Genomic DNA, 24,325 nt, shown 5'->3' on the forward strand with positions numbered 1-24,325 from the left:
TGCGAGCGTTCAGCGAGAATTCCGGGGAGGGTAGTGCGCGCCTTTTCCCATGCTCGGCCCTCACCCTCGCGTACGCCTGAACGGCGTCGCTCGACCTCTCCCGAAACTTCGTTTCGGGAGAGGTTCTCAAATGCTGAAACCCGCTAAAACACAGCCTCGATAAACTGCGCGACCTCAATGGAGTAGGGGATTCAGTTGGCAGTTTCTTCGAAGGAAAGATTGCCAATTCGATACTTCTGCCAGCCATCAAAGTCGAAGTGCCACCATTCGAACTCGTAAACTTGAAATCCAGCGGTCTCCATCGCTCGCCGCAGCAAGCCTCGATAGTAGCGTTCTCGTTGGGTGCCGCCTGGATACAAGGGGAAAGATCGTGGGCTGAACTCGTCGTAGCCCGACACCATCGGAATCACTTCTTGAGTCGTGCGGTCGAACAACGTCAGGTCCAATGCGCAACCGCGATTGTGCCGTGAGCCCTGGGCCGGATTGGCGACGAAGTTTTTCATTTTGCTGGGAGTCGCATCCCAAAACATCTTGGTGACTCGCCATGGTCGGTAGGCATCGTGGATGAGCAAACCCAGGTTCTGTTTTTTCAATTCCTGATGCACTTTCACGGCGGCCTCAGCGGCAGGACGTTGAGCGAACGCACGCGGCTGCTGGTAGAAAACCGTGTCCATGAAGTTGTTCGTCGTCGCGTACCGAATGTCCAGTTCGATGCTGGGATCGAGCGTGGTCAATTCGGTCAATTCCGACGGGCGAAAGTTGCCTTCTTCACGAGGAGGTTTGGCGGAATCGGCGAGTTCATGCAGTTTGTCGACGGGTAGTTCCCGCTTGATTTTGAACGTCTCGCCGGCTTTGGTTCCCACCTCGCGTTTTTGAAAAGCGACCTGGGCCGCGATGACTTCCGTGACTTCGCCGGAGTCATCTCGCCGGAAGATCAATTCTTCGCCGTGGTAGAGCCCGTGATCGGGAAACGCGAAACGATCTTCGGCGACTTCATCGAGCGGGTAGTAGTAGAACCATTCGATCAATGCGTGCAGTTGTCCGTGGCGTTCCAGGATGTAGAGCGTGTTGTGGTCCCAGCCATATTCACCGATCAGGTCTCGCCATTCGTCTTGGATTTCTGGTGGAGGAGCATCCGAAAGACGAGTGTAAGTCTTGTCGTCGATAACCAGGAATGATTGGTCTTGTCGAATCGATGTGCCAAACCCAAAGCGATCGTCCAGCACCAATTCGCCCGTGTCCGAGCGACTGCGAATTTCTCGTTGGAACGTTCCTTTCCACAGCAGCAACCGATCGCCGATCCAGTCCACGGTCACTGTTCGAGAAGCCTCGCCGGGCATGGAGGAGTAGACGCCAGCCAAGCTGCGGGCTCGCGAGCGGGGCACTGGTTCGGTTGAAACGGGCGGAGTGAGGTCTTGGTCGTTTTGGACGGCGAGCATGCCCTCAAGTGCTTGATTGCAAATGCGAGTGATCCAGTTGTTCGTTCCATCGAGTGAGCTGGCGGCGATGACGGCAATGTTCTCGTCAGGCAGGATTTCAAGCTGAGTTGAGAATCCATACACGGCTCCTCCGTGGCCGACGCGGCGATGGCCGTGGAAGTCGCTGACGCGAAAACCGATTCCGTAGGGCAGTGGTTTTCCGTCGGGAGTCACGCCGGGTTGCAGCATCTCGGTGAGCGAATTGTCCCTGAGTACTTTCGTGGGATGTTGGTCCATCACGAACAAGCTGAACTGAGCCAGGTCTTCGACACTGGAATACAGGTTTCCGGCAGGCCCGGTGCCAAGCAGGAATTCGGGGGCAGCAAACGCGGGGCGGTCATAGCCCCACATCCACCCATCGGCCGTGTGTTCCGCTAAAGCTTCGTTCTTTTCGAAGCTGGTGTGCGTCATCCCCAGCGGTTCGAGCACGTGTTGTTGGACATAATTTGGATGCGACGATCCCGCGGCTTGCTCAACAGCCAATCCGATGACCGACACACCGGCATTGGAGTACTTCGTCCGAGTGTCTGGCTCATAAACTGGTGGGGTGTTCGCGAGGCTGGCGACGGTTGCTTTCAGCCCTGGTTCGGTGGGATCGAAGTAGTTGCCCACGGGCGACTCGCGAACGATGCCGGCGCGATGTTGAGTCAATTGCCGAAGCGTGATTTTTTTGCTGTGTTCGTCATCGGCGATCTTGAATTCAGGCAACACCTTTTGAACAGGTTGGTCCAAGTCAAGTTCGTCTTGTTCGACCAATTGCATCAATGCGACGTCGGTCAGCAACTTGGAGATCGAGCCGACCCGGTAGACCGTTTTGCCGGAAGCGGGGATGGTCTTCTCCGCGTCCTGGAAACCAAAGCCCGCCGACGAGATGACTTTCCCATCCGCCACCAATGCGATCGAGAAGCTTGGGATTTGTTTCTGTTCCATCTCGGAACGGATCGTTTGTGCTAACTGTTCAATGAGTTGACTGTAGTCGTGGCCGGCACTGTTTGCCGCAGAGGGCTCGTCGGCATGCAGGGCCGTCAAGGCAAGGAACGCCAACGCGATTCCTGCGAGCCAGCTTGGGAAAGCGAGGGATCGTTTGTGAACGAAGTGGCGGGAGAGCAGTTTGTGATTCATGGCCGTATGGAATGGCTTGGTGAAACGAATCGCAGGAAGCAGAGAGTTGCCGAGTGATTCACTGGATCAGGAATTGGGGCAGGGCGGTCGGAACCAATTCTGCGCCGGTGCCGAGGCTGGCTGGCATGTGCAGGCGACCGCATTGAACTTCGACGCCGCGGGTAGGGCTGTCCGCGATCAAATTCGCTCCGTCCAAGTCGGCGAAATCAAGCAGCGGTGCGAGCTGGGCAGCACCGCTGATGCCGACGGCGGATTCCACCATGCAGCCCACCATGGTGAGTTTTTCGCGGTGTTTGGCTTCGGTCAGCATCTTGCGAGCTGGGGTCAGTCCGCCGCACTTGCAAAGTTTGACGTTGATCCCGTGAAAGAATTGAAAGCACGTTTCCAGGTCGGCTTCGGTTTGGCAGTCTTCGTCCGCGATGATCGGAAGCGATGATTCTTCGAACACGCGTTGCTTGTCAGCCGGATCGGCGGAGCGGGGCAGGGGTTGTTCGATGAATTGAACGCCCAGGTGCCGCAGTTCTTTGGAGTAGTCGATTGTTTGTTGAGCTGACCAGGCACAGTTCGCATCGACCCGGAAGGTGGCTTCGGTGCACTGGCGAAGCTGGTGGATGATTTCCAGATCGTGATCGGTGCCCAACTTGATTTTGTAGAGGTCCCAACCGGAGTCCGCATCCAGTTTTCGCCGCATCTCTTGGACGGAATCGATTCCAATGGTGAAGCTCGATTGCAATTCGGGGTTCCAAGTCAGCCCCCAGTGATGCCAAAGCGTCGCTCCCGAATTTCTCGCGTGCCAATCGTGGCTGGCCATGTCCAACGCTGACAACGAGAACATGTCACCGGCGAGTCGTTCTGAGAGGCGATGCCAGTTATTCTCGGGTGTGGCCTCGAAGCACATTGCCAAGTCGTCTGCACTGAGGCCATCGAGAGCCTCGCTCATCGCCGAAATGGTGTGACCGTAGTAGTCGTTCGCGGTGACTTCGCCGAAGCCCGTGATTCCATCATGTTCCAACGCGACGACCAAACTGTCTTGGTGGATGATGGTTCCTCGTGAAATCGTGAAGGGGTCACGCAGGGGCAAGCGAATGGCGTGGAGGTTCAGCTTCACGCTCCGGTCTCCTGCAGGACGCTGGGAACGCACGCGGCCTGGAGTTCCAACGAGGCTCGAACCAGTTTGTCGGCACCGTCGCGATAGACGTCGCAGGCAGGCAAACCAAATCGATGTTCGGCTCGTTCGACCTCAAGTTTGGCTTCGCCGGGTGAAAGCTTTCGCGTGTTGACTGACACTCCGATGAATTTGCTCGGCCCACGCAAATTCGCGAGTTGTTCGATGGCCTGAATTTGTTTTTCAAGCTGTGGAATGGCACAACCATCGAACCCTTTGACTTCGCTGCGACCGGCTTCGTAACAGAACACCAATCCTTGCGGGACGCATCCATGAAGCAGACCCAGCGTGACGGCAGAGTAAGCCGGATGAGAGATGCTGCCTTGTCCTTCGACGAGCAAGAAGTCCGCGTCTTCGTTGTCTCGAACCAAGTATTCGACGGCTCCGTTGACGAAGTCGGACACGACGCAGTCCGCTGGAACGCCAAGGCCGGAGATCATGATTCCGGTTTGGCCGGTGGCGAGGAAGCGAGATGATTTTCCAGCGGCTTGAAGGCCACGATCGATTTCGACCGTTGTGACCATTTTGCCAATGCTGCAATCATGCCCGACCGCATGGATGCGAACACAGTTTTCGCGAAAGGGTTTGCCGGTGGCGGTTTCTTTCCAGTGGTTCTTTCGGACATCGATGATTTGGGAACCTGACTGCTGGGCGAGTTCACGCCACTGGCTGTCTTCGGAGAGAAAGTCATGCAGCCCAGAAACAACATCGACGCCCGCTCGGATCGCGGCTTCCAATTGCGGACGCCAAGCCTCAGGAAGTTTGCCACCGGGAGGTGCGATGCCGATGTAGATCGCGTCGCAGTTCAGTTCGGGAGACCACGATGAGACAACGGGTGCGTTGCCAGCGTTAAAAAGCTCGGCTGATGTTTTGCCCGCATGTTCGCGATCGATCACCGCGGCGATATCCGCCGTTCGATATCGCAACAAGCTGATGGCTGTTTTCGCCAAAAATGGTGTGGAAGCGCCGTCGGTGAGGAGAGCGATGCGTCGATGCTGGGTCAGCAGTTGGTTGTTCATCGATCGACTGTCCGGAGGGGATGGCAGAACGCAAATGGAAGTGACTCGCTGGTGCCAGCGAGCGTCCCAATAGGCTAGCGACAGACTTGTTTGAAGTCTTGCGCAGGTGCGTAAATCTGTTTCGAAAACGCGCAGCCCCGAATCGGAGGGGATCACCCATGCCGCATCATTTGTTGCAGGCGATCGAGGGTGAGCACCATCTGGTTCCACTCCGCGACGACTTCCATGGTTGGCATCTCCGCACAGTCAATGCGATCGTAGCCACGTTCGCTGATTCGGACTCGGCCGTCCAAGACCGCGACCGGAGTTGATCCGTCGTGTCGATCGGACGATGTGCCCGTGGCCTGGTTGGGCGAGGTTTTTCGGGCCGAGGTCTCGTTGGTCGCCGAAGCTGACAGCGAATCGGTGTCATCGTCGGTCGGCAGGACTTGCTGCATGACTTGGTGGACTGCCCACAGAGCGGCTTTGCGAGCCGAGTCGGCGGCGACAACACTGCGGAAAGTACCTGATTGCACGTAAAATTTGGCCATGAGAGGTGTCCTCGGTGGTTGAGATGGGGAGAGAAGCGGCGACACCCAACACATCGGACTGGTGCGTGACACGTTTGGTCATCGCGGGTTTGGCTCGCTCGCCATTTGGTTGGGGCGTAGGCGTTTCTGCAGGGCGAAATTGCTGCGGACCCTCGGCGCGTTCCCCGCGTGGTAAAGTGCTGCGGTGGCGTGACGGACCGCTCTCGCTGTTTCTTCTAGTCTTGCTTCTGATGTCGCTTATGAAATTGGTTCACCACGGTGCGCACGAAGGTGTCACTGGTTCTTGTCACCAACTTTGGATCGATGATTCAAAGAGCTTGTTGGTTGACTGTGGCACGTTCCAAGGCGAAGACGCTCGGAAGAAGCCCAACCCTGAGATTGAGTTTTCGTTGCGAGGGATCCAAGCACTGTTGCTGACCCATGTGCACATCGATCACGCGGGTCGGATTCCGTATTTGCTCGCGGCAGGTTTTGATCACCCGATTCTGTGCAGTGCACCGACGGCGAAGTTGTTGCCGCTGGTGATGGAAGACGCGTTGAAGATTGGATTCACACGTTCGAAGCGGTTGATCAAACAGTTTCTCGGTCAGATACGGAAGTTGTTGGTGCCGCTTCCATACCATCGGTGGCATGACTGCCCCGGCGGGGTGAAGGTCCGGTTGTTGCCGGCCGGTCACGTGCTGGGCTCGACCATGTTCGAGATCGAATTGCCGGACGGCCGGCGAGCGGTTTTCAGTGGTGATGTGGGAGCGGGAACCAACCCACTTTTGAATCCGCCGGTCAGTCCCGAGCGAGCGGATTTGTTGGTGCTCGAGAGCACGTACGGGGACAGGTTGCATCCCCCCAAGGCCGATCGGCAAGCGGAATTGGAGGCGGTCGTTCGGCGAACGCTGGATGATTCAGGCGTGACGATTGTGCCTGCTTTTTCACTCGGTCGCACACAAGCGTTGTTGTATGAGCTCAACGCCATCTTCGAACGCATTCAAGAGACCGAGCATCGAACGTTGATGAAACGCGTCGACGTCATCGTCGACTCGCCACTCGCCTCGCGATTCACGGCTCTTTACAAAGAGATGAAATCGTACTGGGGCGAGGAGGCCCAAGTGACGTTGGAAACCGATGATCAACCGCTCGTGTTTGAGAACTTGACGACGGTGGGCAGCCATTCGGAGCACAAGGAAACCGTTCGGTATTTGTCCCAGCACAAGCTGCCCGCGGTGGTGATTGCCGGAAGCGGGATGTGCACGGGAGGTCGGGTGGTCAATTACCTCAAGGAGTTCATCGGCCAAGAAGAAACCGACATCGTGTTCGCTGGTTACCAAGCCGGAGGCACGCCCGGGAATTACATTTCTCGCGGGAGCGACTGGGTGCGATTGGACGGTCGCCGATACGACGTGCGTGCCAAAACCCATCAGCTGACCGGGTATTCGGCTCACGGTGATCAGGAAGATTTAATCGCGTTGGTTGATGGAATGGCCGATGCACCCAAAGAGATTCGTTTGGTGCACGGCGATTACGCCGCCAAGCGGGCGTTGACTCAAAAACTGACAGAAAAAGGCTACCACCTGATATGAGTGGTTCGGAATCATCCGTCGAGCAACCATTCACTGAAACATTGATCGTCGGTGGAGGATTGGCGGGGCTGACATGCGGTCGCGTCTTGGCAGACGCTGGTCGTGAATTTCGAATTTTGGAGGCGACTGATCGCGTGGGAGGACGTGTCCGCAGCGACGTGGTCGATGGCTTCACGCTGGATCATGGTTTTCAAGTTCTGCTGACGGCGTACCCGGCGTGCCAGCAGTTTTTGGATTACGACGCTTTGCGTTTGTGCCGGTTTGAACCCGGGGCTTTGGTCCGCCAAAAAGGTCAATTCCGGCTGCTGGGAGATCCTTGGCGAAGACCGACGGCGGCGATTGCTTCGGCGATGAACCCGGTTGGTTCTTTGGTCGACAAGTTGCGAATCGCGAATTTGCGTCGGAGTAGCAATCGTGGTTCTCTGCAAGATTTGTATGAGCGTTCGGCATCGCCAACGATCGAACGTTTGCGTGCGGACGGCTTCAGCGATCGAATCATCGACCAATTCTTTCGTCCGTTTCTAGGCGGAGTTTTTCTGGACGAATCGCTTTCTGTGTCCAGCCGGATGTTGGAATTCGTCTTTCGGATGTTTGCCGGAGGCGACATTGCGATTCCCGCTGATGGCATGGGAGCGATTCCCAGACAACTGGCGGAGCGGCTGCCTCGAGGGTCGATCCAGTATCAAACCACGGTGCAGTCGGTCGAACCATTGTCCGAATCGGAGCGGTCCGCATTTGCTGGTGAGTTGCCAGGTCAAGCCAGGCACCGGGTGGTGTTGTCTGATGGAACAGCGGTGATGTGTCGGCACTTGGTGGTCGCGACTCCCGCGGGTGCGGCGGCGAGGCTGTTGGGGATGGAGTCGATTGCGACGCCGTGGTTTGGAACAACCAATTTGTATTACGCGGCGGATCAATCACCAGACTCGAATCGTTTGTTGATGCTGCGGGGCGATGAGTCGGGACCGATTCAAAGTGCGGTGGTGTTGAGTGATGTGGCGCCGTCGTACGCGCCGCCGGGCAAGGCGTTGGTATCGGTCAGTGTTGCTAGTGATCAGGAGCCCGCGGACGGTTTGGACGACGAATCGCTTGATTCTCGAGTGAGATCGCAATTGAAGGATTGGTTTGGCGATGAGGCAATGCGTTGGCGGTTGCTACGTGTTTTTCGGGTTCCCTATTCGCTGCCAAAGATGTCGCTGGACACGGTCGTGAAGTCACCCGCGTGGGAGGACTGGCGGCGGGCGGACTTGAAGGACGGCAATGTGTCTCTACCCGAAACGTCATCGGGTGAAGCTCCTTCTGCAGACGACAGCGGGGCAGGGCAGAGCAGGGCAGGGGTGTGGATCGCGGGCGACCACTGTCAAACGCCCAGCATCCAGGGGGCTATGGACAGCGGACGAATCGCTGCCGAGCATTTGCTTTTGAATCAGTGAAACCCCGCGAGAATGGACGCACCATGAGTCAGAGATTGCAAACTGGAATCCCCGCGTTGGATGAGATGTTGGGCGGAGGTTTGTTGCCCGGGACGATGACGGTTGTTCTAGGAGCCACCGGAATTGGCAAAACTCAGCTCGGAATTCAGTACGCCAAACACGGGCAATCGCAAGAAGGCGAACGCGGCATTGTGTTTGACTTGACCTCCCGTGGTGATTCTCAGAACCATTCGGAGTACGCCAAACGTTTGGGTGAGTGGCAGTTGTCGGAGGCTGCCGTGGACGAACCGGTGGCGCTGGGTGAGGTTTGGGACCGCGAAAAAATGCGTCGTGACAGCATGCATCTGTTTCGCGACTCGGGGCGACGGGTGACTTCGTCGGACATGGATGCGGATGATTGGCGTCGTTGGTCGTCCGAGCGAGCCAAGAAACTGGACCGTGCGATTGCCTTCTTCTATGGCAACTTTGCTCATGGGGTCCGGCGGGTTGTGATCGATGGGGTGGAGCCGGTGGATCGGGCGGCGGAGTCAATTCAGTTCGAGCTGATTGAATACATCCAGAATCAGATTCTCCGCAAGGAGCACGATTGGCTGGCCCGAGATCTCTTTCGTGTCCACTTCCGCGAAAACGCGGAGCGGATCGAGGCTCATGCCTACGACCATCAGCAGCTTGGAGGCTTGCTGCTGGCGACTTCGCATGAGGTGATGCTGGATGATTTGATTGCCCGGCCGATTCAGAGTGGCGATGTGCTGTCCAATGCCAACACGATCATCTTGATGGGGAAAACACGCGACGGGAACAAGATGGGACGCGCCCTTCACATCGCGAAGCATCGCGGCAGTTTTTGCGAGGAATCGATCGTGCCCTATCGAATCACGGAAGATGGCTTGGTGTTCGGCGAGGGCGTTTGAGTTGGCGAATCACGTGGTTCCGGTAAGCTGGGATTTGTGCTCGGCGCACAAAAAATCGGTGAGCAACCCAGGTTGCTCACCGATCGATTTTGACTGCGTATGACTCTGGCTGCGAAGCTTACTTCAGCAGTTTTTCAATTGCGTCGTCCAATTCGGCTGCACCGATGTTGTGATCCACCACGCGTCCTTTGGAGTCGATCAGCATGGTGGTCGGCAGGGTTTGAACGCCAAATTGCTTGGCGAGTGGGCTGCCTTCCAATCCACCGTTCTCGTGCAAGTGCACCCATGGCAGGGCGTTCGTCTTCAGGAATTCAGACGCTTGTTCGAGTTGGTTGTCGATGTTGACTCCGACGATTTGCAGGCCGGCACGCTGGTAACGAGCTTGTAGACCACGCAGCAATTTCATGTCGTTCTTGCAGGGTTCGCACCAAGTCGCCCAGTAGTGAAGCACGACCGGACGGCCGCGAAGGGCGCTCAAACGGAATGCTTTGCCCTGAACCGTGCGGCCTTCCAGGTCAACTTCTTTGCCTTCGGATTCCAGGCGACGGACAGCGCCGGCGGCACGTTCGGCCGCTTCGGTACCTCGGAAGTCTTTGGCGACCTCTTTGTAGAATCGAAGTGCTTCGGTTTCCTTGTCTTCAAACTCCTTGCTAAGTGCCAATTGCAGCTTTGCGGCGGCGGTTTCGGGAGCTTGCGGGTAGCGATCGGCGAATTCGGTGAGCTGTTCGAGCCACCAAACTTGGTTTTCGGCGAAGTCAGCGTCTTCGGTTTGGCGAGCGATGTACTCGGTCCCGATCAGTTGATATTCGGTGTAGGCACGCATGGCTTCTGATGCGGCGCCCTTCGAGCTTTGCATCGAAGCAGCCAAGTCTTTCAAGCGTTTTAGGCCACCAGGATAGGTTCCGCTTTGGGTCGCAACGCTGACGGTATCAACCAATTGTCGCGTCCAGGTATCGCGTTCGGCGGGAGTTTCAGCGGCGGCAATTAGCTTTTCGACGATGTCGGCGCGGCGTTCATTGAGTTTTGCGAGGGCTTTGGGATCGCCTTCGCCGACCATTTGTGAGTCGACTGCTTCGAGGGCGCCGACCAATTCTTGTGTCTTCGAGTTTCCGGCGGACGAAGCACCCGCACCCGCGGTGGCAGAGCCTCCTGGGGTGAAGAAATTGCCGTTGGATTGGGCAATTGGCTCGCCGGTTTCTGCCAGGACGGGCAAATCAACCAGTTTCCAAGCATCGTTGATTCGGATCACGGTTCCGACCAGCATTTGCCCTGATTGGCCGTTGGATTCGTACATCGCGACGGCATTTTCGTACGCCATCACGTCCTTTTTGACGCCGATGTCATCCGCCGGGACGATTCCGGGTGTCGCGGCGGCGAACTGAATCCATTGAGATTTCGGGCCGATCGCTTTTTGAGTCGCAGCGAACTTTTTGAAATTGGATGCCGCCCGGGAAGCCTTCTTGATCAGGCTTTCGAGACGATCGCCGGTCAGGCCTGCGGTTTGAAGTTCTTTCGGCGATGCGAGAAGCGTGACGAAACGGTTTCCATCGGCGTTTCCTAGCGATTCAACCAATTCACGAGTGGTTTCTTCGGCTGAAATTATCTTCCAACTGTCAATTTGTCCATCTTCGTTTTCGTCGATGCCCCAGCGGGTTCCGCCGGTTCCCATCCATCGGTACTGGTCTGCTTTTCCGTTGAAATTGGCATCGACATCGCGGTAAACCTCGACGCCGTATTGGAAATAGCACCACAGGTCGACCTTTTTGTCGCCATTGGTGTCGGCAAATCGGCGAAGCAATGTGCCGTCGGCCCCGGAAACTTCCCATCCCGACCAATCATCGCGTTCGATATCTCGAACTTCGCATTTTTCGACATCGGATGGTTCGACTTGTTCATATTCCACGCCATCTTGCACCGGTTTCAGCCCCAAAGCGGCGGCGGCCGATGGGGGAGCTGCGGACGAAGTTGTCGCCAACATGGTGGAAAGAACGAGCGAACCGCCCCCGAGGACAAAGCCTCGGACCGACCAGGACGCGGGAAAACGGTTGTGTTTACTCATGGCAGCTAAACAAATCCTTCTGATTGACTTGCACATCGAATTGGAACGAACGATCCGAACAAGGCGGACGTCGGAGCGGCATTTTGCCGGAATTCAGGGGTTCGAGGGAACGTTGATTCAAGACTTCTCCGTCATGAAGACGAAAAAAACGCTCACGGAATCAAAGAAATTGGTCAAAAACATCGCCAAAGTGCGTTTGACAACAAACCAAAACTTCCTAAACTTCCGACCCGCCTCACGAAAGCGAGGCAGAAACCATCAGGTCCTGTGGTCCTGACGGGCGTGTAGCTCAGTTGGTTAGAGCGCGTCGCTGATAACGACGAGGTCCCAGATTCGAGTTCTGGCACGCCCACTCGAGTGCCGAGGTGGTAGAGCAATGTTCCCGTTTACAACGGAATGTCACTCTTCCTCCTCGGAACTCAAAATCACGGGGGTATAGCTCAGTTGGGAGAGCGTCTGCTTTGCAAGCAGAATGTCGTCGGTTCGAGTCCGTCTACCTCCACTTGGTTCAATTCACAATCTGGCTCAAGTCAGAACGTGCTGAGAACCGAAAGTTGAAGGACACCCGCTTCACTGCGGGTGACTGGAAACAAGCAGGGATGAGAAGTCCCGGTTTGCTTCTGGAACACTTCACTCAGAAACACTTCACGAAGAATCAAAACTTTCTTCAGAATTGAGACTGATTGAGGTTGACCAGAATCGCCGGCTCGCTATCTTTCCTGTCCCGCCGCTGAGCAAGGCTCTGCGAGGCTCTCCAAGAGAGCCGAGCAGCGTTCTGTAACGCGGCAAACAAGTCGAAGTCAGCTCTGAAACTTATTTTAAATTTCACCGCTTCTTCCACTTGACTCGAAGTTGGCTCATCGCTAACTTCCTCGCTCGCTCAAAAGCGACCGACTGATCTCTAGCTCTTAACGCAAGAGATTGCTCGGCTGTTTTTGACAGCGTCTCTCGGGTCCTCGCCTTGCGAGCATCCGGGAACTTGATTTTTGAAAATTTGGTTGTTTGGTAGTTGGCATCTGAAAAGAGCACCATGCGACGGATGTAAGTGAGCCTTTTTCCGGGGTTCAGGAGCATTTGTCAGTAGGGTAATAAGTTCTTCGGAAGCGTCGCTGCAAGAGGGTTTCGAAAGAAACTGATTGTAGTGATTTGATTCTGATTGGATTCTTGAGCGGTTCAGTTGTTTCTCGTTGAGGAGCTCTGAGCCACTGTGTGATATCGTTAACTAGATAGCACTGAAGCTTGAAACCAAGATGTTGTGCCTGTGTTCGCTTTCGCAAGAAAGTGTGGCTTGGGTTCGCGTTTTGAGTTCGGGATTTCGGTGGCCAATCTATTAAGGGCACATGGGGGATGTCTTGGCGTTAGAAGGAGAAGGGCGTGGAAGTCTGCGAAAAGCCTGGGGAAGTTGACACACAAGCGATGATCCCGGGGTTCCCGACCACAGCACACTGAATACATAGGTGTGTATGTAACAACCTGGTGAACTGAAACATCTAAGTAACCAGAGGAACAGAAAGAAAAATCGATTCCGTCAGTAGCGGCGAGCGAAATCGGAATAGCCCAAACCGAGGAGGTTTCCTTCTCGGGGTTGTAGGACTTCAATATGGGATTGAGACGTGTTAGTGAAACGACTTGGAACGGTCGGCCACAGAGGGTGACAGCCCCGTACGCGAAAATATTGTCTCACCTTAGAAGCACCTGAGTAGGTCCAGTCACGTGAAACCTGGACTGAATCCGCGGGGACCATCCCGTAAGGCTAAATACTCTCTAACGACCGATAGCGAACCAGTAGCGTGAGTGAATGGTGAGAAGAACCCCTGCTAGGGGAGGAATGTGAACCTGAAACCATGTGCCTACAAGCGGTCGGAGCACTATTTTAATGTGTGACGGCGTGCCTTTTGCATAATGATCCGGCGAGTTGTGGTAATCGGCTTGGTTAAGTTCTGACGGAACGAAGCCCAAGGGAAACCAAGTCTGAATAGGGCGTTGGTCGATTGCTGCAGACGCGAAACCTGTGTGATCTACCCATGGGCAGGTTGAAGCGCGGGTTAAACTGCGTGGAGGACCGAACCCACTTAGGTTGAAAACTGAGGGGATGACCTGTGGGGAGGACTGAAAGTGTAATCAAACCAGGAGATAGCTCGTTCTCTCCGAAATATCTTGAGGGATAGCGTCGAGTAAATTAGTGACCGGGGGTAGAGATACTGAATCGGATGGGGGCCCTTCCAAGGGTACCCCACCGAACCAAACTCCGAATACCGGTTCACCTTACCTCGGCAGTCAGTCCCTGGGGGATAAGCTCCAGGGTCGAGAGGGAAACAACCCAGATCGCCTGCTAAGGTCCCGAAGTACTACTTAGTCACTAAGGAAGTTGAAGTGCCGTGACAGCTGGGATGTTGGCTTAGAAGCAGCCACCATTTAAAAAGTGCGTAACAGCTTACCAGTCGAGCATTTCTGCGCCGATAATGAACGGGAGTAAGTAGTACACCGAAGCAGCGGATTCTAGATTTATCTAGAGTGGTAGGAGAGCGCCGATGATCAGATACGAGCCGTACGGTAACGAGCGGTGTCGGGGTCATCGGGTGATTATGCCGGAATGAGTAACGATAAAACAGGTGAGAATCCTGTTCGCCGAAAGCCTAAGGTTTCCTGGGGAAGGTAAATCCGCCCAGGGTTAGCCGGTACCTTAGTCGAGGCCGAAAGGCGTAGACGATGGATAGAAGGTCAATATTCCTTCGCCACATGGGTACTTCGATGCGGGGACGGCGTCCAGAAAGTGAGCGGTACGAATAGAAATGTCCGTAGCGAAAACTGAGGTGTTGGGGGATAAATGACCTGACATAAGCCAAGGTTGAGCTCGAGAGCATCCAAGTTCTCGAAGTCATTGGAAGGACGTCCAAGAAAAGCCGCTAAGTTATGTGCCCTGTGACCGTACTAAAACTGACACAGGTAGGCGAGATGAGAATTCTAAGGCGCTCGGGAGAACGGTGGTTAAGGAACTCTGCAAAATGGCCCCGTAAGTTCGCGATAAGGGGCGCCTCCGACGGTTCACGCTGTTGGAGGCCACAGAAAATCGGCTCTAACGACTGTTTATCAAAAACACAGGTCTCTGCTAACACGCAAGTGGATGTATAGAGACTGACGCCTGCCCGGTGTTGGTAGGTTAAGGAAGACGGTTAGCTCTTCGGAGCGAAGCTGGCGACCGAAGCCCCAATAAACGGCGGCCCTAACTATGAGGGTCCTAAGGTAGCGAAGTTCCTTGTCGGGTAAGTTCCGACCTGCATGAAAGGCGTAACGATTGGAGCACTGTCTCAACCACCGACCCGGTGAAATTGTAGTTGTGGTGAAGATGCCACATACCCGCGGTTAGACGGAAAGACCCCGTGAACCTTTACTGTAGGCTGCTATTGGGTTGAGATATGTCTTGTGTAGGATAGCTGGGAGACTTTGAACTTTGCACGCTAGTGTAGAGGGAGTCGTTGTTGAAATACCAGCCTGGTCATATTTTAATTCTAACTTTGATCCCCTGAAACGGGGCAAAGGACAGTGTCAGTCGGGCAGTTTGACTGGGGCGGTCTCCTCCCAAAGAGTAACGGAGGAGTGCAAAGGTACACTCAGCCTGGTCGGCAATCAGGCGTAGAGCGTAAAGGTAAAAGTGTGCTTGACTGCGAGACTCATAAGTCGAGCAGGAACGAAAGTTGGCCTTAGTGATCCGGTAATCCCGAATGGAAGGGTTATCGCTCATCAGATAAAAGGTACTCCGGGGATAACAGGCTTATCGCATCCGAGCGTCCACAGCGGCGATGCGGTTTGGCACCTCGATGTCGGCTCATCACATCCTGGGGGTGTAGAAGCTCCCAAGGGTTTGGCTGTTCGCCAATGAAAGTGGTACGTGAGCTGGGTTCAGACCGTCGTGAGACAGGTCGGTCCCTATCTGCCGTGGGCGTTCGAATCTTGATGGGATTCAACTTTAGTACGAGAGGATTTAGTTGGACGAAGCTCTGGTGTACCAGTTGTCGCGCTAGCGGCACGGCTGGATAGCTAACTTCGGAAAGGATAAACGCTGAAAGCATCTAAGCGTGAAGCCCGCCCAGAGATAAGGATTCGTAGACATTAGTCGAAAGCCCCCTGGAAGACTACCAGGTTGATAGGTTGGACGTGTAAGTGCAGTAATGCATTAAGCAAACCAATACTAACGGGCGAAAGTTTGGCCACCGATATCCCGCACTCATGCGGTCCAATCGGATCGGCTTCAAGAAGTTAACTTGTTCAACTACCAAACAACTGGCCTTACGGCGGCGAAATATTCGTCGTGAGGTCTTTCCGGCGATCATATCTTAAAGGTTATACCTGTTCCCATTCCGAACACAGCAGTCAAGCTTTAAGAGCCGATGATAGTGCCCACCAGCGTGAAAGTAGGTCTTGCCGGATTTTTAAAAAACCCTTCTGAGTTTTCTCAGGAGGGTTTTTTTATGCGCAGTGCCAAAGTGGGTTAGGGCCACAGAATCACAGGTGCAGCTCCGGTTAGGTGTATGTTGGTGTTGGTTTTTGTTGTCCGTGATGGTTTCGCGATCGTTGTGTGATGCGTGTCTTCCCGTCTGGTTTCCTTCGGGTGTTCCTTCTTCTGGATAGGGGGATCCCTTTCGATGAGGCGTCAGTGACTGCGCTCAGTGATTGCACTTTGCCGGTTGGTGTTTGTCGATCGGTTTGTCTGGTGACGTGTCGGGCACGAAAAAAGCCACGGTCATGTTTATGAGCCGTGGCTTGTTGGTTCTTGTTTGATTTCGGTTCAGTTCTCAGTCTCCGCTTCGGCCCCAGCGTTTGGGAAGCGTGATGGCATAGAGAATGACAACCGCACCGACGGCGAGCATTACCCATGGGAAACGTTCCGTTGGTGTCCAGACCTTGGTGGTTTGGGCTGGTGTCACTCCAGGGTCAATGAATTCGACTGCACTGGAGTCGGCGGCCGCGTAAACGGTTGCGGAGTCGATGAGCATTGTTTCAACACCCAAGATCACCATCATGATTCCGACGGCTAGAAATAGACTTCTCCACATGCGATTGCACTCCAATTTTCGTCTGTTGTAACTGTAGACGTTGGATTGAATCGGCGTGATTGCGGTGAAGTGGTGAGTGTTTGCTGGTTTGGCCTCTTGATCGCAGTCTTTCGATTTTTCGTTTCAATCACTACAGCAGGTGCTGTGCTTTTACCTGCAGGTATTGATTGACCATTGGGGCACTCAATTCATCCGGGAATGCGTCGACCACGAGAACGCCCTTATGTCGGAGTCCTGAGAGGACTTCTTCCCGCCAAACGAGCATCTCAGCAGCAGCAGCGGCTCGATAAGTTTTGGTTTCGTCGAGGGGTGATGTGTTGATCTGTCCATCTGCGGTTTGGAGAACTTCGGCTGGGTAGTCTGCCGCGTCAAACATTTCGCGATCTCGTAGGACCACCGCCAATGGCAGGTGAGTCCCGGTGAGGTTTGAAAGATGGTCCGAAACGACTTCCGCGTTCACTTCGTCGACAATGTTGGTGGTGAGCGTGACGAGTGACCGACGTTTGCAATGTGAATTCAGATAGAGGAAGGCTTGGTCATATCTGGATTCGACCATTCTCGGGAATTGGTCGAATCCGGCCTGTAGCAAACGATTCATTTGGCTTGCCCCGCCACGAGGCGGTAGGTACGCATGAATCGTATCACTGAAACAGATCATTCCGACCGAATCGCCTTGATGAAGTGCTACGTAAGACATCATCAGAATTGAATTCAGTGCATGATCCAGCAGGGAATAGCCATTTCGCTGGTTGGTCATCATTCGACCGCAGTCGAGAAGAAAGATCAGGCGTTGGCTTTGATCGCTTTGGAATTGCCGGACCGTGAGTTTGTTGCGTCGGGCGGTGCTTCGCCAGTCGATATGGCGATAGTTGTCATCTCGGGTGTAATCCCGCAACCGTTCGAAATCGCTGTCTTGTCCAATTCGTCGTGTCCGTCGCACTCCGATCAGGCTTAATCGGTCGGTGCGTGCCAAAAGCGCGTAGTCTGACAACTGCTTCATATCGGGAAAGACATTCAATTGATTGTGCAGTGATCGATTGATATGTCGTTGCCACAATCCCAGCGGGCTAAATAGCTTGAGATCGACGCGGTCCAGTTTGAATGCGCCTCGCCGGTGGGGCGTTAGTTTCCGAGTCAACTGCAGCTGCAGTCCAGGAGGCAGATCGAGCTTGTGCTGGGATGGTTGGGAGACGAAGTATTCGGGAACATCGTCGCGAATATCGCCACGCATTCGTAGTTGCGTGTGATTTCGCAGCGTGAGCGAGCAGTCCAGAGGAACGCCCAGTGAGCTTGTGCGAGAAACGGTCCGTTCGATCGTCAGTCCGTCGCCGAGCATTTTTCGTGTGCTGATCACGAGCAGCAAACCGTCGATCGCTGTCACCGCGACGACGAGTCCATCAAAGAGCCCAAGGATGACGAGCAAACTGGGAAAGAAAACGACCGCGACACTGAGTACGACGCTGATTCCGATCATCGCGACCCAGCGTCGGGTTGGGTAGATTCGGAGCCAAAAGGCAGCCAATACCAGAGGCAAACTGGCAAGCACCAGTAAAAGCCACGGCCACTGGCTGGCGATTTCGAAGAGCGTTTGAAAACGTTTTCCGAATCCCATGGATGCTCGGTCAGGTTGGAGAAATCTGCATTTGTTGTTTGGTCACAGTCTATCACGCTGCTGTTTGTTCGGTGTCGTCGAATGTGAAGTACGAATGTGCTTTGCCGATTCGACGATGCGAAACGGAGTTGGCTGACGACACAAAAAAACGCGTGGCGAATTTGGAGTTCAGGTCCAAATCCGCGACGCGTCAGTTGAGAGGCCAGCTTGAGATTGGCTCAGACTTGTCGGTGCTTACTCTTTGATTTCGCCGGCTTCGGTGATTTTGATCAACTCACGTGTCTGACCGGATCGGCTGCCTTGAGCTTCGATTTTCTTGACAACGTCCATTCCTTCGAGGACTCGTCCGAAAACGACGTGTTTTCCGTCCAACCAGGGAGTTGGAGCAACGGTGATAAAGAATTGCGAACCATTGGTGTTGCGACCCGCGTTCGCCATGCTCAGCAAACCAGGGGTCGTGTGTTGGAATTTGAAGTTTTCGTCAGCAAACTTCGCTCCATAGATGCTTTCGCCACCGGTTCCATTGCCGGCAGTGAAGTCGCCGCCTTGCAGCATAAATCCGGGAATCACGCGGTGAAATGCGCTGCCTTCGAAATCCAAAGGCACACCCAATTTTCCTTCGCCCTTTTCGCCCGTCGACAGTGCGCGGAAGTTCTCGGCGGTTTTAGGAACGTCTTTGCCGAACAACCCGAAAACGATTCGTCCCGCTGGCTCTCCGCCGATCGAGACATCGAAATAGACTTTATGAGTGACCTCGCCTTTGGCCGGATCAGCCGCGGAAGTCGAGGAGGCGGGGCCTGCAGTCAAACCGAAGGTTGCAATTCCAACCAGCGACAAAACGAAAGCACGAACAGTCATGGCAAACTTTTAAAGGGGAGAATGGTGGGAGCCGCCCTTCAAAGGCGACTGACTTTGCTCACATTGAACCAAATCCGCCGGATAGTCTCCAACCCCACAAAACGTGGCTGAGCAGTTGGGTGATTTGATCGGCGAGACGTTGGTCCTCAAACAGATGATCAACCTGTCTGACGCACGAAACGGTGGACTGGTTTGTTAAAATCGAGGTTTGAATTCCGGTTCTTCTACGATTTGTAGCGAACCGGCTTGTTTCATCGGCCCCGAGAGCGACGTCTTGATCGAATTTCCACAGTACGGGATCTATCCGCGTTGGCCAGAAGACGGCCAGGGTTGGATTCATCCGGACGACATTGCCATCGTTTCAAAGCTTTTGCCCGGCGAACGGGTGGTGCGACGAGAGTCATTTGATGGCACCTACTATCACTGTCGCTACGGAAAGTGGACGTTTCGATTGCGACCCGCGTTGTGGCTGCAGATCAAGGCCGAAGATCTGGATGTCGGTGACGAGGTCGAGACCGTGGGGCTCGGGATGGAGCGAGATCTGTTTGTCGGCGAAGTGATCGGAATGTATTACGTCCGCCGCAAAGGGCGAATCGCCTATCGTTTGAGGCGAGCTGACCAGAATCTTCCCCGGCTGTTCCTACGCGAGCATCTTCGATTGTTGTCAGACAAACAGCGTGTTCGGCAGGGTGAGATCGAGCATCCCACTCCAAAGTGGAATGGATCGGGGGAACGAATCGGATTCTCGGACTGATCACTTTCGCCGCGGGCATGTGATGGGGCAAGATCGCTGCGATTTACTTTTCGGAGAGTTTGACCACTCGGTCAAATTGCTTCTTGGTGACCGGCTGCACCGACAATCGACTGCCTTTTTGAAGCAGTACCATGTCGACCAAGGGGCTGCGAGCTTTGGTGGCTTCCTCTCGCAATTCGGCCAAGGTGACCGGGCGTTCCAGCTTCTTGTTGAGCTTGATATCGACCATGTACCAAGTCGGTGAATCCGGATTGCTTTTGGGGTCGAAATAGTGGCTCTTTTTGTCGAAGGCGTGGTGGTCGGGATAGCCACCACGACTGACTGTTGCCAAGCCGACAACGGCGGGTGTCTTGCAAGCCGAGTGATAGAAAAGAACTTGGTCGCCTTCTTCAATCTCGTCACGAAGCAAATTGCGAGCTTGGTAGTTGCGGACACCTTCCCAGCAGGTGATTTGGTCGGGTTGTTCGACCAGGTCATCGATGCTGAACGTGGTCGGTTCCGTCTTCATCAGCCAGTACTTCATCAGTTTGCTCGAGGTGTCGTTGGGTGCGGGTGTTCGGTTGAGTCAATTTGTGCGGGCACGGTGATTTTTCGTCGAATTGTTTCGGAGGTGTGTCGATAACTCAAGAAGACGCACTGCAAATGTGTGTCGATGAAACGAATTCGTCTGCTCCCGCACGATTGCGGTTGCTTAATTCAGGCCATGGAAACGGCCTTGTATCCGTTTTCCATGCGCGGTCTCGTGTTTCACGCGAGGTCACGCCTTTGGCCTGAGGCAAAATATGAACGTCGACGCAATTCACACCGCATTGGGCATCGCATTCACCGCTGTTTGGCTTTTTGTTGGCCAAATCATTGTTGATAGCCATTGAGAATGCCCCGATGCGTGGGCACCGAGGCATTTCGAAGAAGGCTGACGATTATTCGCCGGCCTTCGCTGATTTGGCTTCAACCACAATTCCCACGTGGGCCGGGGGCTATGCCTAATCGTTTCTGCCAACCAGCTTGGAATTGAAAGCAGTCGGCAACTTCACTCTGGTTTTACCAGGCTGTAGGCGACGATTTCTTGGTCGTTTCGAATGAAGACGGTTTGATTTGCGTAGGCAGGGTGAGTCCATACCACCGACCTACCAAACGCTTCTTGGGTGGGTTCGATCGCGTGGAACCGCCCATGCTCTTCAAATCTATCTTTGGAAAGCGTCGCGATCATCAGGTCGCCGTTTTCCGAGAAAACAAAGAAGCGGTTGGAATCACCGATTCGAGTCAAAAAAGCAGTGCCGTGTTTGATAAATCGTTTTTCATCCGGCTTGGTGGCCTGGAAGGTTGACCAAAGACGGTCGCTATCTTTGGCATCAAACGCAATCAACTCGCCGACGTTGCAATCGGTTCCGTAGACCACGCCATCGATGAAGACAGCTGGGCTGTTGCTGGAAAACACCGAGTGATCCCGTTCGCCGCGCCAAAGTTCGGTGGCGGCGGTTGCGTTTTCGTTGAGTTCAAACATCACCGATTCGGTACGAATTCCACTGGCGTAAACCCGATTGCCCTCAATGGCGGGGATCGCGATCGACATGTCGAACATTGGGCTGAGTTCAACGTTCCAGATCGGTTCGCCGCTGAGCAAATCCAGACCGTGGATGCCGGTTGGGGAAAACACGAGCAGTTGCTTTTGATCGCCCTGCTTCAAAATCGATGGAGCACAGTAACCTGCGTTGCTATCGAGTTGCTTCCAGCGAACTTCGCCCGTCATTTTGTCAAACGCGACAACGCCTTGTCCGTCGCCACCGACCATCGTGTAAAGCAGGTCGCCTTCGATCAGCGGATGCGCAGAAAAACCCCAGATTGGAACTTCGGCCGAGAAGTCTTTGGGAAAGTTGCGGCTCCAGATCAGTTCACCATCAGTGACTGATAGGCAACGCAAATCGCCCTCACTTCCGAGGATATAGACTCGATCGCCGTCGATGGTGGGAGTGCATCGAGGGCCGGCCGGATACGAAATGCTGTAGGGACGTTCGTACTCGTGACGCCACAATTCTTTGCCGGTTTCTGAATCCAGCACGATCAAACGTTCGTCGCCGGTGAGATCGGCTCGTTTCCCGGGATCGTTGAAGGCTTCGCCTTGGCGACGAGCGTAATCAAAGACAAACACTCGGCCGTCGGCGACCGATGGGCCCGCGTAGCCACCGGCGATGGATGCTTTCCATTTTGGTTTCAAACCCGAATCCGGGATCGATTCGATGACGCCCGATTCGCGATAGACCCCATCGCGTTGGTCTCCCATCCAACCGGACCAGTCATCTGCGGTGGCGAGCGGAGTCGTGGCAGCGACCATTCCGAGGACAAGCAGATTCGATCGAGCGCGGGAAACCAAATCGAGGGGTGAGATGCAGAAAAGAGAAGATGCACGCATGTTGTGAAGTCCGAGAATTGGGATGGGAACCTTTGCGTACTATATGTTCTTTTGCTGATTCGAACCGCTTTGTCCCTCACCTCCTGCTGATCCAACCCAAATGCGATTGATTTTGATGCGTCACGCCAAAAGTGATTGGGCCGACGCCAGGTTGTCCGATCACGAACGACCGCTGAACTCCCGCGGACGTCGTGATGCCCCGAGAATTGCTGGTTGGATGCAGGACAACGGTTGCCAACCCGATTTCCTGCTCTCATCTGATTCCAAGCGGACTTGCGAAACGGCGGCATTTCTCAATTCGCGTTGGGAATCGCCCGTCCCAACCCATTTTTCATTGGATCTTTATTTGGCATCCGCATCGGCGATCTTTCAAATGATCCGTTCGACCGAGTTGTGGCTGGCCGATGAAAACGGAACGGCGAGTAGCACTCCGGAAACTTTGCTCGTTTTGGGACACAATCCGGGGATCAGTGCGGCGGCGAGCGAGTTGTTGGGGCACTCGTGTGGTTTTCCCACCGCGGGGCTGGCGGTATTTGAATGCGAAGTTTCGTCTTGGTCGGATGAACTTGGTCCAGAGAATTGCGAAGTCTGGAAAGAGATCCGGCCGAAGCAACTCCCATGATCGCTTTTCTTCAACCACTGGCCAATCGTTTGGATACTTTTTTCGCGGAGCCGTTTTTTCGCATCTTGTTGCTGGCTGCAGTTTTGCTTGCACACTTTGGATTGCGGCTGACGTTCTACAACCGATTGAACTCGATGGGATGGAAGCGAGCGACAATCAAACGAATCGAAAAGATTGCTTTTGCGGAAACCTGGATCACACCTTTCGTATTGGGATGGAGCTTCTATCAGCCAATCGGAAGTTGGTTGCGTGGTGAAGCCAGCTTGGAAATCCTGCCGGTCGGTTTGCTGGCCTATGCCGCGTTCTGCCTCGTGTTGGGAACATTGTTTGGTTGCTTGTGGTTGCTTTGGCGTCCGATTTGGAAGATCCAACATGTATCAGCCAAACGCGAAGTCGACGTTCACGACGTTTCGAAACAGACCGGACTGACATTGGCGCGGACTCGGAAGTGTCGGTGGGCGGCGAGGTTGCCAATGAACCAGATCTTTGAAATGGCGGTGGAACAGATCGAGTTGCCCGTGGTTGGTTTGCCGGAGCAACTGGACGGATACAAGATCGCTCATCTGTCAGACATTCATTTGACTGGGCAAGTCGCACCTGACTTCACAGCTCACGCGGTTTCGATCGCCACGCAGTGGTCGCCGGACTTGATGGCACTGACGGGCGACATTGTCGACAAGCAACCTTGTGTTGCTTGGTTGCATGATTTGTTTTCGCCCGCGCAAGCGAAGGATGGTTGCTACTTTGTGCTCGGCAACCACGACACGCGTGTTTCGGATCCAGACGTGGTGCGGGATCGAATGAACGACGCCGGATGGATTGACGTTGGCGGGAAGGTTGAAACGGTATCTCTGCGTTCGCTCGAGTGTCTGTTGTTGGGGAATGAGTGGCCTTGGTTCACTCGGCCGGATGATGCTGTCATGTCGGAGAGCAATGTGAACTTTCGACTATGTCTTTCCCACAGTCCCGATCAATTCGATTGGTGTCGTCGGAACGGGGTGGATCTGATGTTGGCTGGTCACACGCATGGAGGCCAAGGTCGGTTGCCATTGGCCGGTCCGATTTTGAGCCCCAGTTGGCACGGCAGTCGTTGGGCATCGGGAGATTTTTATCGATCGCCAACAACGCTGCATGTCTCGCGTGGACTCAGTGGAGTTCACCTCTTGCGAATTCGTTGTCGGCCCGAGTTGTCGCTGATCACACTGCGATGCCCAAGTTCGTAATCCGCAACACCATCTCCGTAGCCGGATTCGCCAAGAATTCGGACCGTTGAATCAGGGAGGGACTCATTGTTTCATCCACTACGGTTTGATTCTTACTTGTGCGAAACGAACTTTTCGAGGGATCGGTCGAGCAACTTGATCGCCGCGTCGATGTGTTCGGTGGTGGTGATCATCGGTGGCGGCAAGAAACGTAAACGCGCCGGTTCGGCTCCGCAGAGGAATCCGAGCAAGCCTTCTTCGAACATCAAGTTCATCAGCAACTTGGCGTGATCGAGTGTGCCTTCGCCGGGTGTGAACACGATCATCATGCCTTCGCCAAAAGGACCTGATATCGAACCGGGGTATTTCTCGGCCAGCTTTTGAAGTTGCTCGGCAAAGTAGGCATGGCGTTTCATGTTTCCGCCGTCCGCACCGAAGCATTTGGTGGATTGCAATGCATCCAACGTCGCCAGTCCGGTCGAAATCGCGGCAGTCGATCCGGTGAAGGTTTGGCTGAGGATCGGT

The 24,325-nt window shown here is 54.5% G+C and carries 16 protein-coding genes, 2 tRNA genes, 2 rRNA genes and 1 pseudogene; 10 read left to right on the forward strand and 11 right to left on the reverse strand.

Features of this window, described 5'->3' with window-relative positions; genetic code table 11:
- Positions 1-191: 191 nt before the first annotated feature.
- From RE6C_RS18525 to RE6C_RS18540, 4 genes are all read right to left on the reverse strand, one after another.
- The gene (locus RE6C_RS18525) at positions 192-2,600 is read right to left on the reverse strand and encodes a serine hydrolase (protein ID WP_008658965.1); all 2,409 of its coding nucleotides are present in this window, start codon (positions 2,598-2,600) and stop codon (positions 192-194) included.
- A 58-nt stretch (positions 2,601-2,658) separates the two neighbouring features.
- Positions 2,659-3,708 carry a dipeptide epimerase gene (locus tag RE6C_RS18530; RefSeq protein WP_008658966.1) on the reverse strand — a complete coding sequence of 350 codons (1,050 nt, stop codon included), beginning with the start codon at positions 3,706-3,708 and terminating at the stop codon, positions 2,659-2,661.
- A complete protein-coding gene (locus RE6C_RS18535) occupies positions 3,705-4,784 on the reverse strand; it encodes an N-acetyltransferase DgcN family protein (protein WP_008658967.1) in 1,080 nt (359 codons plus the stop codon). Before RE6C_RS18535 ends, RE6C_RS18530 begins: the two co-directional genes overlap by 4 nt.
- A gap of 152 nt (positions 4,785-4,936) precedes the next feature.
- Positions 4,937-5,314, reverse strand: a complete 378-nt coding sequence (locus tag RE6C_RS18540) for a hypothetical protein (RefSeq protein WP_039962509.1) — start codon at positions 5,312-5,314, stop codon at positions 4,937-4,939.
- 230 nt (positions 5,315-5,544) lie between these two features.
- Between RE6C_RS18540 and RE6C_RS18545 the strand changes: the two genes are divergently transcribed.
- From RE6C_RS18545 to RE6C_RS18555, 3 genes are read left to right on the forward strand one after another with little or no spacing between them, the layout of a single operon-like run.
- Positions 5,545-6,888: an MBL fold metallo-hydrolase gene (locus tag RE6C_RS18545; protein WP_390175924.1), complete on the forward strand. Its 1,344-nt coding sequence runs from the start codon at positions 5,545-5,547 to the stop codon at positions 6,886-6,888.
- Positions 6,885-8,318, forward strand: a complete 1,434-nt coding sequence (locus RE6C_RS18550; RefSeq protein WP_008658970.1) for an NAD(P)/FAD-dependent oxidoreductase — start codon at positions 6,885-6,887, stop codon at positions 8,316-8,318. The genes RE6C_RS18545 and RE6C_RS18550 overlap by 4 nt, the downstream gene beginning before the upstream one ends.
- A gap of 23 nt (positions 8,319-8,341) precedes the next feature.
- The gene (locus tag RE6C_RS18555) at positions 8,342-9,229 is read left to right on the forward strand and encodes an RAD55 family ATPase (RefSeq protein ID WP_008671710.1); all 888 of its coding nucleotides are present in this window, start codon (positions 8,342-8,344) and stop codon (positions 9,227-9,229) included.
- A 118-nt stretch (positions 9,230-9,347) separates the two neighbouring features.
- On the opposite strand, the gene RE6C_RS18560 is transcribed toward RE6C_RS18555, so the two are convergent.
- Positions 9,348-11,288, reverse strand: coding sequence for a TlpA disulfide reductase family protein (locus RE6C_RS18560; RefSeq protein WP_008658973.1), 1,941 nt, complete (start codon positions 11,286-11,288; stop codon positions 9,348-9,350).
- A gap of 278 nt (positions 11,289-11,566) precedes the next feature.
- Between RE6C_RS18560 and RE6C_RS18570 the strand changes: the two genes are divergently transcribed.
- The 4 genes from RE6C_RS18570 to rrf all read left to right on the forward strand — a co-directional run bounded on the left by RE6C_RS18570 (position 11,567) and on the right by rrf (position 15,716).
- Positions 11,567-11,640 (forward strand) — tRNA-Ile (locus RE6C_RS18570).
- Between the two features lie 77 nt (positions 11,641-11,717).
- A tRNA-Ala gene (locus tag RE6C_RS18575) sits at positions 11,718-11,790 on the forward strand.
- 818 nt (positions 11,791-12,608) lie between these two features.
- Positions 12,609-15,500 (forward strand): 23S ribosomal RNA (locus RE6C_RS18590).
- 107 nt (positions 15,501-15,607) lie between these two features.
- A 5S ribosomal RNA gene (rrf, locus tag RE6C_RS18595) occupies positions 15,608-15,716 on the forward strand.
- A gap of 365 nt (positions 15,717-16,081) precedes the next feature.
- Here the strand turns inward: rrf and RE6C_RS18600 are convergent.
- The 3 genes from RE6C_RS18600 to RE6C_RS18615 all read right to left on the reverse strand — a co-directional run bounded on the left by RE6C_RS18600 (position 16,082) and on the right by RE6C_RS18615 (position 18,812).
- Entirely contained in the window at positions 16,082-16,342 is a 261-nt protein-coding gene (locus RE6C_RS18600; protein WP_007328183.1) for a hypothetical protein, read from the reverse strand.
- Between the two features lie 130 nt (positions 16,343-16,472).
- On the reverse strand, positions 16,473-17,954 hold the full coding sequence (locus RE6C_RS18605; RefSeq protein ID WP_008658976.1) for a DUF58 domain-containing protein: 1,482 nt from the start codon (positions 17,952-17,954) through the stop codon (positions 16,473-16,475).
- Positions 17,955-18,188: 234 nt separating this feature from the next.
- Positions 18,189-18,812, reverse strand: coding sequence for a peptidylprolyl isomerase (locus RE6C_RS18615; RefSeq protein WP_008658978.1), 624 nt, complete (start codon positions 18,810-18,812; stop codon positions 18,189-18,191).
- Between the two features lie 274 nt (positions 18,813-19,086).
- Between RE6C_RS18615 and RE6C_RS18620 the strand changes: the two genes are divergently transcribed.
- Positions 19,087-19,566 carry a DUF6960 family protein gene (locus RE6C_RS18620; RefSeq protein ID WP_008671723.1) on the forward strand — a complete coding sequence of 160 codons (480 nt, stop codon included), beginning with the start codon at positions 19,087-19,089 and terminating at the stop codon, positions 19,564-19,566.
- Between the two features lie 43 nt (positions 19,567-19,609).
- On the opposite strand, the gene RE6C_RS18625 is transcribed toward RE6C_RS18620, so the two are convergent.
- Both RE6C_RS18625 and RE6C_RS18635 read right to left on the reverse strand, forming a co-directional pair.
- Positions 19,610-20,089: an EVE domain-containing protein gene (locus RE6C_RS18625; RefSeq protein WP_008658981.1), complete on the reverse strand. Its 480-nt coding sequence runs from the start codon at positions 20,087-20,089 to the stop codon at positions 19,610-19,612.
- A 507-nt stretch (positions 20,090-20,596) separates the two neighbouring features.
- The gene (locus RE6C_RS18635; protein ID WP_008658990.1) at positions 20,597-21,976 is read right to left on the reverse strand and encodes a PQQ-binding-like beta-propeller repeat protein; all 1,380 of its coding nucleotides are present in this window, start codon (positions 21,974-21,976) and stop codon (positions 20,597-20,599) included.
- A 115-nt stretch (positions 21,977-22,091) separates the two neighbouring features.
- Between RE6C_RS18635 and RE6C_RS18640 the strand changes: the two genes are divergently transcribed.
- Both RE6C_RS18640 and RE6C_RS18645 read left to right on the forward strand, forming a co-directional pair.
- Positions 22,092-22,598, forward strand: coding sequence for a SixA phosphatase family protein (locus RE6C_RS18640; RefSeq protein ID WP_236618326.1), 507 nt, complete (start codon positions 22,092-22,094; stop codon positions 22,596-22,598).
- Complete coding sequence (locus RE6C_RS18645; protein ID WP_008659004.1) at positions 22,595-23,821, forward strand: metallophosphoesterase; 1,227 nt, start codon at positions 22,595-22,597, stop codon at positions 23,819-23,821. The genes RE6C_RS18640 and RE6C_RS18645 overlap by 4 nt, the downstream gene beginning before the upstream one ends.
- A 92-nt stretch (positions 23,822-23,913) precedes the next feature.
- Here the strand turns inward: RE6C_RS18645 and RE6C_RS18650 are convergent.
- A pseudogene (locus RE6C_RS18650) lies at positions 23,914-24,325 on the reverse strand (aspartate aminotransferase family protein); the annotation flags it as partial.

The organism is Rhodopirellula europaea 6C, from assembly GCF_000338295.1.
GTDB lineage: Bacteria > Planctomycetota > Planctomycetia > Pirellulales > Pirellulaceae > Rhodopirellula > Rhodopirellula europaea.